Annotated in this window: 14 protein-coding genes; 3 read left to right on the top strand and 11 right to left on the bottom strand. The window is 36.1% G+C overall.

Features of this window, described 5'->3' with window-relative positions; translation table 11 throughout:
• Positions 1–15 precede the first annotated feature (15 nt).
• The 4 genes from F8153_RS06575 to rbr form a co-directional block, all read right to left on the bottom strand.
• On the bottom strand, positions 16–726 hold the full coding sequence (locus F8153_RS06575; protein ID WP_151865583.1) for a hypothetical protein: 711 nt from the start codon (positions 724–726) through the stop codon (positions 16–18).
• Positions 719–2,074 (bottom strand): B12-binding domain-containing radical SAM protein, encoded by a 1,356-nt coding sequence (locus tag F8153_RS06570; RefSeq protein WP_151865582.1) that lies wholly within the window; start codon positions 2,072–2,074, stop codon positions 719–721. Before F8153_RS06570 ends, F8153_RS06575 begins: the two co-directional genes overlap by 8 nt.
• A complete protein-coding gene (locus F8153_RS06565) occupies positions 2,055–3,380 on the bottom strand; it encodes a B12-binding domain-containing radical SAM protein (RefSeq protein ID WP_151865581.1) in 1,326 nt (441 codons plus the stop codon). Before F8153_RS06565 ends, F8153_RS06570 begins: the two co-directional genes overlap by 20 nt.
• 198 nt (positions 3,381–3,578) lie before the next feature.
• Positions 3,579–4,163: a rubrerythrin gene (gene rbr, locus F8153_RS06560; protein ID WP_151865580.1), complete on the bottom strand. Its 585-nt coding sequence runs from the start codon at positions 4,161–4,163 to the stop codon at positions 3,579–3,581.
• 122 nt (positions 4,164–4,285) lie between these two features.
• Between rbr and F8153_RS06555 the strand changes: the two genes are divergently transcribed.
• Positions 4,286–4,633: a DsrE family protein gene (locus F8153_RS06555; RefSeq protein WP_243136923.1), complete on the top strand. Its 348-nt coding sequence runs from the start codon at positions 4,286–4,288 to the stop codon at positions 4,631–4,633.
• A gap of 48 nt (positions 4,634–4,681) precedes the next feature.
• Entirely contained in the window at positions 4,682–5,218 is a 537-nt protein-coding gene (locus F8153_RS16540; RefSeq protein WP_279237119.1) for a peroxidase-related enzyme, read from the top strand.
• 84 nt (positions 5,219–5,302) lie between these two features.
• Here F8153_RS16540 and F8153_RS06540 read toward each other — a convergent pair whose 3' ends face one another.
• The 3 genes from F8153_RS06540 to F8153_RS06530 form a co-directional block, all read right to left on the bottom strand.
• Positions 5,303–5,737: a hypothetical protein gene (locus F8153_RS06540; protein WP_151865578.1), complete on the bottom strand. Its 435-nt coding sequence runs from the start codon at positions 5,735–5,737 to the stop codon at positions 5,303–5,305.
• Positions 5,738–5,815: 78 nt separating this feature from the next.
• Positions 5,816–6,139, bottom strand: coding sequence for a hypothetical protein (locus tag F8153_RS06535; protein ID WP_151865577.1), 324 nt, complete (start codon positions 6,137–6,139; stop codon positions 5,816–5,818).
• 158 nt (positions 6,140–6,297) lie between these two features.
• A complete protein-coding gene (locus tag F8153_RS06530) occupies positions 6,298–7,560 on the bottom strand; it encodes a tetratricopeptide repeat protein (protein ID WP_151865576.1) in 1,263 nt (420 codons plus the stop codon).
• Positions 7,561–7,771: 211 nt separating this feature from the next.
• On the opposite strand from F8153_RS06530, the gene F8153_RS06525 reads away from it, so the two are divergent.
• Positions 7,772–8,233, top strand: a complete 462-nt coding sequence (locus tag F8153_RS06525; RefSeq protein ID WP_151865575.1) for a hypothetical protein — start codon at positions 7,772–7,774, stop codon at positions 8,231–8,233.
• Between the two features lie 85 nt (positions 8,234–8,318).
• Here F8153_RS06525 and F8153_RS06520 read toward each other — a convergent pair whose 3' ends face one another.
• The 4 genes from F8153_RS06520 to F8153_RS06505 form a co-directional block, all read right to left on the bottom strand.
• Positions 8,319–9,782 (bottom strand): stalk domain-containing protein, encoded by a 1,464-nt coding sequence (locus F8153_RS06520; protein ID WP_151865574.1) that lies wholly within the window; start codon positions 9,780–9,782, stop codon positions 8,319–8,321.
• A 171-nt stretch (positions 9,783–9,953) separates the two neighbouring features.
• A complete protein-coding gene (locus F8153_RS06515; RefSeq protein WP_151865573.1) occupies positions 9,954–10,364 on the bottom strand; it encodes a hypothetical protein in 411 nt (136 codons plus the stop codon).
• A 218-nt stretch (positions 10,365–10,582) separates the two neighbouring features.
• Complete coding sequence (locus tag F8153_RS06510; protein WP_192929696.1) at positions 10,583–13,555, bottom strand: diguanylate cyclase; 2,973 nt, start codon at positions 13,553–13,555, stop codon at positions 10,583–10,585.
• A gap of 34 nt (positions 13,556–13,589) precedes the next feature.
• Positions 13,590–14,390 carry a hypothetical protein gene (locus tag F8153_RS06505; protein WP_151865571.1) on the bottom strand — a complete coding sequence of 267 codons (801 nt, stop codon included), beginning with the start codon at positions 14,388–14,390 and terminating at the stop codon, positions 13,590–13,592.
• Between the last annotated feature and the right edge of the window lie 177 nt (positions 14,391–14,567).

The raw sequence follows: 14,567 nt of genomic DNA, 5'->3' as shown, positions 1-14,567 counted from the left end.
CAACCCATCTATACCTTAGTATCCTAGCAAAAATCTTCTCATCCGAGGCTTCAGATTAGACTTACTAAGCTTTGTTATACAAACAATATCATTACCCTTTGTATAGTCAGGGTTTTTTTCAACAAAGAAGGCGATATTTTTATCCCTTAACCTCTCTTCACTTACGTCGGCAACATTTTCCTTTAGCTTGTCCTTAACTCCCTTATAGCAAAGCACCCCGGTTGCTTCGTCGTATTCCTCTGGGCTATAGTACCTCCCAAAGGCATCCATAATAGCCTGAATATCTTGTGGGGTGTCCTCTTTATAATTGGGATAAAATGTTTTATAAAAGGTTGGTAGCATACGATAGGTTTTGTAGCCCTTGCAAATTAAAAACCAATAAAAGTCCTGATATTTCTCTTCAAACTCAAAAAAGAACCTCGCAAAGACAATAAAGAGCTCCATACTACCCCAGTAGTCCTTATGAATAATGGTATCTCCAGAAAAGACCCCATGAATAACTTGATCTTTCAAGGGAATGTGAAGGATTTGCTGGGTGGAAAAGCCCCATATTTTGTGATCTTCATCCCTTAATACAATAGAATAATCTTTTTGTTTCAAATCCCTTAAAAAGTTTTCCCTCGTCATATTGTCATAGAAGGTATCCATAAGCCGATACATCATTTCTATATCCTCATTGGTTAATGTATAGACTTCTACTATGCTTCCCTTGATCTCTTTAGCCATTGATTTTTTCCGCCTCCTTTAGTCCAAAGCGCATACTCTGTTTTTTGAAGACTTCCTTCCTAAAAAGTGGATTATATATTAAATAGGTGAAGAACCTATAAGGGTTCCGTAAATTTGTATGGGGCTCTAGAGCCCTTTTAAATATTGACCAGGGTGAATTAAAGGCCCTTCTGCACCAAAAGGAAACCTCCGTTAAGTCCTCTGGTGAGAGGTTTTGGGGAATAAAGGCAGCATGATTGAATCGATAATCCTCATGTAGCCACCAGTTGCCACCATAAAGGAGTCTGCCTTCCTCTTGAAGCTTAGCATACAAAGGTGTATTGGGATAGGGCATTAAAATATTAAAGGCTGCAAAGCAAAACTTGTTCTCTATTGCAAATTTACAGGTTTCAATAATACTTTCCTTAGTATCCCCATCATAGCCTAGAGTAAAGGCAGCCCAGGTCTGTAATCCCCACTTTCTAAGCTCCTGAATCTCTTTTTTATAATGATCTAATGCCCTTTTTCTATTGGCACCCTTAGCTGCGTACTCTAAATTCTCTTCATTAATGGATTCAAAGCCTATTACTAAGCCTAAACAGCCGCTCTTTACCATTAGCTCCATAAGCTCTTGATCCTCTAGCATATCCATACTACCCTGACTTACCCACTTAACCTTCAAGGGTATTAGTGCTGTAAAAAGAGCCTTGGCCTTTTCAAAATCTGCAACAATATTGTCATCTACGAAAAACAGCAGCTTTCTTTTTTGGCTTTTAATTTCCCGAACCACATCCTGTACATCCCGACAATAATGGTTTCCCTTAAAATAGGCTGTTGAAGCACAGAAATTACAATGGTATTTACACCCCCTAGAAAATTGTAATAATGTGATGGGTAAGTAGCCCTTCCCTTCAAAAATATCCCTTCTGGTAATAATAGATTTTTGGGGGATTAGGGGTTGTTCTCCCCGATATTCCTTCTTTAATTGACCCCTTTTAAAATCCTCTATAAGTTGGGGCCATAAGTTTTCTGCGTCTCCTATCATGATACTATCGGCATGGTTCTTTACCTCTTCAGGCAATAGCATAACATGCATCCCCCCCATGACGGTGGGTATTCCCCTTTCCCTATAGGCTTTACTAATTTCATAACCCCGCCTTGCAGTAAAGGTTTCTACTGTTATGGCCACCAGGTCTGCCCCTTCATCATAGGGTATTTCCTCCATTCGATCGTCATACATAACAATTTCAACATCCCTTGGCGTTAAGGCTGCTAAAATTCCCAGTTGAAGAGGTTCCATCCTACCTTCATCTACATATAGGCTATGTTCTCTTCTCCCTATATTGGGCTTAATCAGTACTAACTTCATCTATTATTCCCCCCAGTAGTCTGCCTTGCTTTCTGTGGATCTCCCTATTGGAGATGATGTTTAGGGCCAAGTATAAAAAAAAGTTATAAGGCCTTAGGTGTAATCTATTGGCAAACAAACGCTTTATTATATTTTTAAAACCATAAAACCTATAACGTAGGGATTTGCAGCCTTCCATTAGGGCTTCTGGAGCAAGCTCCCTTGGTATGTAGGCTGTATCTCCATAACAATAAGAATTACTTAACCACCATTTCTCATGAATTAATCGCCCTTCTCCCTCCAGTCGGCTATATAGGGGGGTTCCAGGCATCGGAATCAGTGGGTTGAAATTTGCCACTGTAAAGCGATGGTTCATTGCAAAAGCTAGTATCTCCTCAAAGCTATCTATTGTATCCTCATCATAACCTAAAACAAAGGTGGCATAAATCAATAGACCATGGTTATAGATATTGTCAATTGCCTCTTGGTAATTATCCATGGCTAAATTAGCGGATTTCTTCATGGTGGTAAGATTGTTTTTGTTGAGGGATTCAAAGCCTATAAGTACCATGACGCATCCACTTTCCCTCATAAGCTTTAAAAGCTTATTATTCATTGCCACATCCATACTAATTTGACAAGCCCACTTTTTCTTCAGTGGCTTTATAGCTCTAAATAGGGCAATGGCTGTTTCTTCATCTAAAAATAGGTTATCGTCTACAAAAAAAAGAATCTTTTCTTTAATGGTTTTGATTTCTTCTATAATGAGATTAATCTCCTTTTGTCGGACCTTACCTGGGTACAGTGCTTTTATTGAGCAAAAGTCACACCCGAACTTACAACCCCTAGAAAATTGAACCACTCCTAGCCTTTGATACTTTTTCCCTCCAAAGGCTGGATGATTGAAATCTATATACCCAAGGGTACAGCCTGAGGAGGATCTATACTCTGGCTGAAGAGTCCCCTTTAGGGCATCCTCAATGAGTCTGGGCCACGTATCCTCTGCATCCCCTACTATAATTACGTCGCCATAGGCTTTGGCTTCCTCCTTTAGCAAACTGGCATGAAAACCTCCTAAGACAATGATGTTGTTTGGTCTTTTGTACCTTCTAGCTAATATATAGGCTCTTTTGGCGGAAAAGGTGTCAAAGGAAAGGGCAATTATATTAGAATTCAGAGATTCTGGTAAGGTCTCCACTCGATCATCTAAGAATTCTAATTCTATGTTTTTAGGGGTTAACTCAGCAATAATCGGAAATATTAAAGGCTTAAGGGCATCATAACCTTTACCTTCAAACATCCCTACTTTAATTATCGTAATTTTCATTGTAATCTCCCTATACAGCTTTATATTAAGCTTGTGGTTTTCGACAAATTTATCTCTTTATTATACACTATTTTACAACTATTTTAAACGGAGGGTAGGATGGGGTATTTATTGGCCCACTATAAAAGCTAGCTTAAAATTTCAAGCTAGCTTCACATAATCTTCCTATATTATTCTATATAATTATGATATTAGACCCTAGTAGGTTTCTACAAAGACTTCAAAGTGCCCCTGTGGATGAGCACATGCTGGACATAGCTGAACTGCCTTTGCACCCCTATGTATGTAGCCACAGTTATTGCATTTCCATTCAACTGCTGCTTCCTTTTCAAATACTCTATTATTTTCAAGGTTTTCTAATAGCTTTCTATATCTCTTCTCATGATGTTTTTCTACCTCTGCGATTTTTCTGAAGATTACCGCAATCTCAGGAAAACCTTCTTCGTCAGCAACATCAGCAAAGGCTGGATAAAGCTCTACCCACTCCTCGTTTTCACCATCTGCTGCTGCTTTTAAATTTGCTTTTGTATCTCCCAAACCAACGGGGAATGCAGCAGTGATTTCAACCATTTCCCCCTGCATGCTTTCATTGAAAAATTTAAAAAACCTTTTTGCATGCTCTCTTTCGTTATCAGCTGTTTCAAGAAATAAGTTCTGTATTTGAACATAACCCTCTTTTTTTGCTATAGAGGCATAATAGGTATAACGGTTTCGTGCTTGTGATTCTCCTGCAAATGCCTTCATCAAGTTTTCTGCTGTTTTTGTTCCCTTTAATGATTTCATAGTTTTTCCTCCTTATGTGATTAATTTTAGGCCATGGGACAAATTCGACATAACACATGATATTCCTCCTTATTTGAGCTATAATTAAATTGAATAGAGTCACGAAATGGAGGTGGATAACTTTGGAAATATTAAACAATCGGCTAGCCGTCCTTTGGACCAGCCAAGATCGTGAAGTAGCCCTTAATATGGCATTTATGTATGTGATTAATGCCAAAATCAGAAATTGGTGGGAGGATGTGACCTTCATTGTCTGGGGACCCTCCGCAAAGCTCCTAAGCCAAGATGTTCAACTACAGGATCATATTAAAAAAATGCTGGAATTGGGAGTTGAGGTTGTAGCCTGTAGGGCTTGTGCCGATGGATATAAGGTTTCAGAAAAACTAGAGGGCCTTGGAATAGAAGTGAAGTATATGGGTGAGCCTTTAACAGAGCTGTTAAAAGAAGATTGGAAGGTAATAACCATATAACATTATTAAATTCCAGCATGGTGGTACCAAATGAATAGGAGTGATTGTATGGCTTGGATAAAGGAAGTAGAAGTACAGGAAGCAGAAGGAAAACTTAAGGAATTATATGATCGTATAGGAACTAGAACCAAAGGTAGGGTGGCTAATATTTTAAAGGTCCATAGCGTACGCCCGGAGGTTATGGAGGCCCATCTTAATCTTTATGAAAATATTATGTTTGGTGACTCAGACCTATCTAGAGCTCAAAGGGAGATGATTGCCGTAGTAGTATCCAGCTCCAATAGTTGTGAGTACTGAACTATACACCACGGAGAGTCTCTCCGGTTGGCTTCAAATGAAGATGAACTAATGAATGAAATTGCCAAGGATTTTGCAAAGGCTAATATCTCTAAGGAAGAAAAGCTAATGCTTTTTTACGCCCAAAAGCTCACTAAAGAACCCTATAGCATTAAAGAAAGAGACGTTGAAGGTTTAAGAAAAGCAGGCTTTAGTGACCGGGATATTTTTGACATAAATCAAGTGGTTGCATATTTCAATTATGTTAATCGAATCGCCGACGGTCTTGGGGTAGTACTGGAGGATTAATGAATAAAACGATTGCTTTCTAAATATTGAATCCACCTATAAAAATAGGTGGATTCATATTTTAAAGTTGCTATTTTATTCTATCTAGAAGAAGGGGCCTCTGCCTAAGAAACCTCCGCCAAAACCTGGTCCACCAAAGAAGGGCCTTCGCCATATAGCTGCTAAAATAAGAAACCATAGCAATAGGCTACTTCCACCCCAAAATTGGTTTTCCACATGCGATTTAGGTTTAGATGAGCCTGTATCCGTATTCAATACCCTCTTAACCAATTCTATTCTGCCCTTTGTAGAATCGGTAACAAATCCAGTCATACTAGATAAAGCATCTAGATTTTTCATGTGCTGATTTAATACATTAGCGGATACTTTAGATTTGGTATCTAAAATTTGTTTGTAGAGATCATAATCTGATACATCCCCGAACTCCTCCATAAATTCATTAAATTTTCCAATATGCTCCCTTGGTATCATTAGAAAATCTAAGGAGTATCTGCCTCTAGCATCGATTATTTCAGCCATTACATTCACCTCCTTTCAAAGTCCCCTTTTGCAGTACTATAATATGGACATTGAATAAAAAGGTGATAAAATCATTTTCTATAGGTTTATTTCCAACTCATCTACATCTTTAATTTCTTTAATCTTTTTATGATTCAGATCCTCCTCAATCAGCTTGATCTTCTTAGCATTTTCCTTTTCTGCTATTTCCTTTTCCTCATCGGTTATTTCTTCTTCCAATGGCTTACTATCGCCATCACTACCTTCTTCCACTTTATTATCTAGTTTCAATTTTTCAATATCAACTGAGATGGTTTTTTCCTTTTCTATCGCTTCATCAACTAATTGATCTCTTATTTCACTTATTATGGCGTCTTTTAGTATTTCATTGCCCTTATCCTTATCTTTTATTCTCTTATCCAATTTCATTCCCTCCCTCCAATTTCCTTTGCATCTTTTGCTTAATATTATACTTAGTATAAAGCAATTATTTTATTTAATACAAAGGGGAAAATAGGTAGGTTATAGGTCCTATTAACAAAATCCATGAATCAAAAACAATTAGTAAAAGTTAGTAGTCTTTAATCCGTTTTATGATGAGAGAATACCTCACCATACTCTTTTATCTCGTCTTTATGAACTCTATTATATAACTGTAGCTTTGAATACAGTTCATTACCATTCTCTCTGTATAGTCTTTCCTTTTCAAAGTCCTTCTCTACAAGGGCAATCCGAGCCGCTTCATGCCATAGGCTGGCTTGTACCATCGGACTGTTGTTACTTTTTGATATCCCTGTATGAATTACCTCCAAAGCCCTTTGTGTATTAGAAAAGAAACGGTAATACCTTGCAATAAACTCATAGCAAAATGGGTCAGCATAGTCCCCCTTTAAAAAAACATCTATAGTACCTTCTACCTCTGGGTTTATTGTAGTAAGTTTATTACTCAATACCAATGGATCAAGCTTATAAAGGGAAATAATCATAATGCCCTTCTCATAGCTTGACCTTTCGGCACATCTTATAGCCTGATCATAGATTTCTATAGCCTTTGGAAAGGCCCCTATCTCAGTATAAATAAATCCAAGACATTGGTAGGCAATGGAGAGGTTATAGTATTTATTGTCCTTTGAAAACAATTCAATAGCCTTTTTTTGATGCTTGAGTCCTTCAGTAAAGTTTCCAAAGTCTCTGTATACCATTGAAAGATTTGTGTATAAAGAGGCTACATCGCTAGATGTACAAAAGTACTCCTTCATACTTAAGCATTCTTGGAAGAGTTGCAGGGCTAAGGCATTTTTCCCAATCATAGAAAAGATGGTAGCCTTATTGAATAACCCTTTAAAATATACTCCTTTGTCCTCCAACTCCTGTCCAACCTCTAATGCTTTATTTGCAAAGATTAAACCAGTTTCATAGTCTCCCAACCGCCATTTTGTAATAGATAGCCAATTATACAGCTTACCGATATCCTTTTTATTTGTATTGGGACTTATAGCTGATTTTATAATGTTCTCTATTAACTCCCAGTTTCCTGTTGGAGATAAGAGGAGTAATAAGTCTTTGGATATAATACTTTCTATAGCATGATCTTTTTCATGATCTGTGCCTAAAACATAAATGTCCTCTTTGTCTACAATATCTTCTACCCTACACTCTAATATCTTAGCTAAGCTTTCTACCCTCTCAATAGAAACTCGTTTCACCTTCCCAGTTGTCCAGCGAGTAACCGTTTTAGGATCTACCCCCAATTTTTTAGCGATCCAGCTTCTTTTTAAAGCTAGCTCTATGATTCTTTTATTTAGAAAATGTGTGTTTATAGCTATATTCCCTTTAGCTTGCATTTTTCCACCCGCCTATATAAGAGATAAAACTATGAATAATTTTAATTGAATACCTCAAGTTTCCCATAATTCATACCTTCATGTCAATAAAACCTTAAGATGTCCCTCTGTGTCCCTTGAATTATATAAGTTTTTTTATTATACTCATCAATAAAAGAGCTTATAATTTTAACTTGCCTGCTAAATGGTTATTATGTAAGGAGGATCCGATATGGAAGAGAAAAATTTATCCTTAAACGAATGGCACAAAAAACAAGCCGTTGAAAGCTTTAATGCTACTTGGGATCTTATTGACAAGAAGGATCGAAGGACTGAAGAAAACATAAAAATGGTCCACACAGCCCATGCTTCTCGATACCATTGGGAAGTAATAGGTACTCCCCTTGAATTGGCAAGGGGTGAATGGCAAATTTCAAGGGTTTACTCATTGCTTAATATGGCAGAAAGTGCATTATTTCATGCCCAGCATTCCTTAAAGCTATGTATCGATAACAATATTGGAGATTTTGACTTAGCCTTTGCCTATGAAGCAATTACTCGCGCATATTTTATTGGAAGTAACCTTGACTTAATGAAAAAAAACTATGAATTAGCATTGGGGGCATCAAAAGAAATTTCAAAACCAGAAAACAAGGAGTATTTTTTATCTGAGCTGAATACAATACCTCTATAAATTAGATATAAGAACACAACAAAAAGCCATTGTAATGGTTAAAAATACCTATTACAATGGCTTTCCTATTTCTAAAGCCAAGGGTTTAGTCTCTTATGGTAATAGTCACCCTCTTATGAACTCCATCCCAATCCGCCTCGCAACCCAAGTTTTCCACGATGAATCTTAATGGTAGCATGGTTCGATTGCTATCGGAAATATAGGGTGCCACATCAGTAATTTTTCTTGTACCATTAACTCTTGCATTTTTATTTCCAATCCATAGCTCTATCTCATTCTTCTTATAATATATGGTGACCTTTTGTTGCCTTGATTCCCATTCTATACTTCCACCCATAGCTTCTATCACAGCCCTTATTGGAAGGAAGGTTCTACCGTTCTTAATAATGGGTTCTGTTCTCTTACCTGGATCTATTTCCCTTCGTTGTCCATCCACATACATATACCTACTTCCAATTTCCAGCACAATAGTTCCATAACTCTTGTTGGATTTCACCTTAACCTCATTTGAAGGAACTCCTAAGGTTTTATCTTTATATACAGCTCTTAAGATATAATAATAGGTGGTGTCATCTTCAATATTTTTATCTGTGTAGCTGGTTTTTTCTATAGGGAAATCAGTAATGGGTGTTGCAGATTGTTTCCCAGATTTTGTTCCTCTATAAAGATAATATCCAATGATATTACTACTATAATCGGGTTTATGCCAATCTAATGCAATACCATTTTCCACTGCTTCAGCCCTTAAGGTTATCTGAGAGTTTACTATGATCTCTACCTCATTGGAGGCTGAACCAAGGACTTTATCTTTGTAAACAGGACGCAGTATATAATAATAAGTTTTATCCAGATCAATATTTTTATCTAAATAGGAGGTTCCCTCTATGGGAAAATCCGTTATAGGCGTCTTTGACTGCTTACCTGATGCTGTTCCCCTATAAAGATTGTAGCCTATAAGATCCTTGGTTTTTCCGGGTTTGGTCCAATTAAATAAAATCCCATTGTCCCTTTGGGTTGCTGCTAGAGTACAAATATCCTCATCCTTATCCTGAAGCCGAACTAACTGGAAGGTAGAATTACTTTTAACTCTACTGTGGTGGGCCTCCAGTTCATCATCATCTAAGGCAACATATTTTCCGTTACTTGCTTTAAGGGCTACTTTATTATCCCCTAGATAATAGACGGTAAACTTAGTACCATCACCTATTTTAGTAGCTCTAGCATCAATTTCACCGTCATCTTCGTCTTCTAGATTAAGATACCTACCGTTGTTGGTTTTAAAAGCTACTGTACTTCCCTCTACTAAAATGATTTCAAAGGTTTCCCAGCTTCCGATTTTATCTCTATTTACTACAACCTCTCTTCCTCCACCATCCTCTGCACAAACATATTTGTCATTTGATGCCAGCAGAGCTATATATTCTAGCCTTGCTAATTGAATATCATCACTTCCGTAGGCACCAACAGGAAATGAAAAAGCTGATATTAGTACTAGAATTGCTAACATGTAAATAGCCAATGGTTTAAGGCCATCTTTAAATTTTTTCATATCAACACTCTCCTTAATAATGATTACTATATAGTTTAGTAAAACAAGCCTATACTTCTCAAGCTATATAGGTACATTATTTCCAAAACTGTTGATATATTCCCCTTTTAGCCGAACTGTAACCAAAATATCATAATTGTAAAATAGTGTAACAACAATGAAATAATTGGACTAAAGGACTGCCTTAGAAATTCTTCTATTAAAGGTAAACCGATAACCACCATTTTTATTTATATAGTATCTAAAGAAACTTTTGCTGCTGCTCTTCTTATCCTGAACTACATCTACCCTTCCAATCTTCTCAAATTTTAAGAGTTTCTTTTCCTCTTCCCCCTCTATGGTATACTCAATATTCAAAACATCAGAAACTCCCTCTTGACCCTCTGTATAGTCAATGGAAAAGAATTTAATTCTGGCTTTAATTGTGGCATTAGCGTCATTGTCGATAATTTCAACTGGTTGTTCTGTTATCATGGTATACACCAAGGATCTAATAAATGTTCCGTAATTGGTTGAATCCAATTCCTTACTTTCGCAGTATTTTAAACATTGATTAAAGGCTTCTGAGCTTATTGTATTCATACTAGCACCTCTTTCGATTTTAATTAAGGGACAAGGGGACAGGGTTACTGTCCCACTATAACCCATTACTTCATCATAACAAAGGCCAGTAGCCAATTTTTCTTATAAACTACTGGGTCTTTATTAAAATATTTATTTTATACAAATATCAAGTATTTTACAACTGAGAATGTTGAGTATCTCCTATTTATGTAATGATAACACCTTTCTTTTTATAGCTACATTGCTACTTCAACCCTGTTTTTACCATTTAATTTTGCCTTGTACAATGCTCTATCCACATCCTTATACATTTCATGTAGATTTTGGTATATGGGCTTATTAATTGCGATTCCTGTACTTATGGTTACCTCTATTTCTAAGCCCTCATCACTGATAACTGGTTTACTACTAATAGACTGTTTTATTCTTTCAGCTAATGCTATTGCTTCATCCATAGCTATATTGGGTAATACTATCAAAAATTCTTCTCCACCATATCGACCAAACAAATCTGTATCCCTTATCACTTTTTTACATCTAGACACAATTTCTATTAGTATATTATCTCCCTCTACATGGCCATAGGTATCATTTATAAGCTTAAAATTGTCTATATCAATCATAATTACTGCCATGCTTTTACTGTCTCGTCTATGGTCTTCAAAAATTAATTCTGCCAAAGCAAATAAATGCTTTCTATTGTAAATATCCGTTAGAGGATCTTTAATAGACTGTTCTACTGCATTTTTCATTGTAATTAAGGTATCAATTCTAGCCAACAATTCTTGTTTTTCAAAGGGCTTCGTCACATAATCGTTGGTGCCGCAGTCAAATGCTAAACATATATTACTTAGTTGATTGTTGGCTGTAAGAATGAGTATAGGTAATTCTATAAGTGAAAACCTTTCCCTTATTTTTTTAGCAACCTCATAACCCGACATTTTAGGCATCATGGCATCGAGTATAACAAGGTCAAAATCTATTTCATCAACAAGCTCTAGGGCATCCTCTCCATTTGTGGCAGTAACCACGTAGTAATTATGCAGGGATAATTGATTAACCAATACTTGTATATTTATTTGTTCGTCATCCACCACTAAAATTGTAGGCTTATTATTGTTCAATTGAAGATTGTCTAAGCTGGCTGAAGCCTGTTGATAATCCAGCTGCTTCTCAATAACTTTAAAACCCTCTTCTGTAGTAGGTGAATGTTTATGGCTACTTATAGGCAGGGTAAATATAAAGCTTGATCCTTTTCGAACTGTAGAATGACATCTAATGCTTCCTCCCTGAATTTCTACAAGATTTTTAGTAATACTTAAACCTATGCCTGTTCCTATTTGCTGTTTTGAAATTGAAGTATCAATTTGCTCGTAGGAATGAAATATGTCTTCTATCTTAGATTCTTCTATACCTATTCCAGTATCTTCTATGGATACTTCAATGAGATTGTGGTGAAGCCTGGCACTTACAGAAACCTCGCCTTCATCAGTAAACTTTATTGCATTTCCAATTAAATTGTATAGAATCTGCTGAAGTCTACCATCGTCCGCTAAAACATAAGGTAAACCTTTGGGCACTTTATTTTTTAAGCTTATGTTGTTGTTATCTTTTGTCATCTTAAAAACTGTTAGAATGAGATCTACCAGCTGGTGAAGATTTATAGGCCTTAGGTCTAGGTTTATATCCTTATGTTTAAGCTTTGAATAATCCAGAATACTGTTAACAAGATTACTTAATCGCTTACTACTGGCAGCTACAATAGAAAGGTTTTTATGCACTTCATCAGTAATCTCTCCAGCAGCTCCTTCAATTAGAGATTCTGTGATTCCAATTATCCCATTTAGAGGCGTTCTTAGCTCATGGGAAGTATTGGCTAAAAATTCATCCTTAATTTTATCTAGGGACATAAGCTTTTTAGAAAGATTGTCTACAGAAATAAATGTATCCGCATATATTTTAGAAAGTATAATTGCTAAAGCAAAAATAAAAATTACAATACTATAGGTGGTCATTCCATAAAGATAAGAGAAGATTTTCATATTACTCACATATAGAACGTCATTTAACACTGAAACCAGCATGAAGGCCATTGCGAATACCATGATATTAGCACCTTCACGGTTACGGAAGGCTGCCTTTAACATTACGCTAAGATAGTAAACTGCACACGCGATTAATACTATGTTGTTTAGACCTCTAAAATAGCCATACACTGGGTATGGAAAAACCAATGTTATGATAATCATCAGTATGGAGTAACCTTGGAATGCTTTTAGAACTTTTTTTGATGATTCTAAAGGATAAAGACCGCTGATAAAGCTTCCAAAGAGTATAATAATTAGTAAAAGGCTTGCTACATTGAAATAATAAAAGGTTTGAAAGCTTAGGGGCATAAAGTTGTTGATTAGTAGAGCCTCATGAACATGTATGGATCGGAGAGCAACGGCTATACATAAAAGACCAAAATAGAGAATATACTTCATCCGCCTTAGAAAAGCATATAATGCAACATGGTATAAACCCATTATTATTAAACTAGCAAAAAATAGCATATCCTTTATCAAGTCCTTCTTCTCTTTATTTATAAGAGCTTCTTGACTGCCTATATATATGGGAAGATGGGTGCCCCCATCAAAAAAGGCCTGACTGGGAACCTGAATTATAATATCAAAGTTCCTTGAACTGGGCTTAAAGAATACATTTTTTGTTTCTAGCACTATTCTATCTGCTGGTTCTTTAGTTGCAATTATTTCATCATCAATCATAATTGTATAGTCAGTAAACCTATAGGGGAGACGTATTGCTAGGTTTTCAACACTACTGTTTATAACCCTTAATTTATAGGTCCCATAACCCATCTTATTAATCTCTTTTCCATCTATTTTATAGCCATCCCAGCTTCTGGGCATATCAATGTAGCCCGAAGGTTTCAAAGGTTCTTTAGTATAAAAGTCATGGTAGGCTAATAGCTGATCATAGTAAAACTCCCACTGACCATTCAGCTTAATAATACCATCATCCTGGTAGGACCATTCATTTAAATCTACTACTCCTTTTTCAACCTTAGGCATTTTGTATAGACTATGACTACTGTTCATTAGTAAAATGACAGCCACTACACTTATCATTCCAATCAGTAGTATTATATAGATGGTATACTTTTCTAGTCCCTTCAAAATCTTAATCTTACCCACTTTATTCTTCACCTTTCCTCACTGCACTAAAAATATTAAAGCTCCTCTATTCATAGTTAAGCCTACCGGCAATTTCTAAATCCTTTGAATGAAATAGATCCTTAGGAGATATACAAGCTGCTACGGGATCTCCGATAAAGGTTGGGTTTTGCCCATTCAATCCCTTCGCCTTAGTCCATAATTCTATAAAGGCTTCCTTGGCATTCATTAATTCCAAATCCTCAGCACTAAGCTCCTTGCTTTTATAAGTCTCAGTCTTCCCCTCTAGGGAATCTAATGAATAATCTGGTAGCTTAAGACCTGTAATAGAAAGCTGATATTTTTTATGATCATCTGCTTCGCTAAAGCATCTATAAACCAATTCTGAACATACCATAGGAGTTTTTCCCTTATCTAATAGCTTAAATAGGTAGCTTGCTGCATTGTCAATTATATTTCTCAGAATCTTTTTTGTCATGTAATCAAGGGGTATATCACGGGTTACTGCTAAAATTGCCAATAAAATTAAGTGGTCATAGGCATATTTAATGCCTTCAGAGGCATATTCTTCTGCATTTGACCCTAAGGGTTGATATGGGTAATCCTCATCTCCAAGCTTATGATTGTTCTTATTAAACCTAAAAACATCTGTAAAGGTTTCTTGTTGTAGTATGGTTATCTCATCCCTCCTTATGCCCTGCCCTGTTGCCTGAATCACATAATGTTTACCATCATTACTACCTACATATAACGCAGTATGACTATAAGGTCCTCCATCTAACAAAGCTATTAAATCAGATACCCAACCCTCTCCTCTACAAAGCAAGACATCTCCAGGTTTCAAATCATTTAATTTTAAATTATTCATCTTAGAGTAGCTCCTTATCAAATTAATTTTCTTTAAAGTCAACAAGATATTACTTATTATTCACACCATATCTTCTATAATATAGCAATTTTTACAATAAATAAAGAATAATCTGCCATTTATAACAGTTTATATAATTTTACTCCATCTAAACTTCCCGAGTTTTACACCAAATAA

The organism is Alkaliphilus serpentinus, from assembly GCF_009017255.1.
Lineage (GTDB): Bacteria > Bacillota > Clostridia > Peptostreptococcales > Natronincolaceae > Alkaliphilus_D > Alkaliphilus_D serpentinus.
This window is presented reverse-complemented; position numbering and strand designations above follow the sequence as displayed.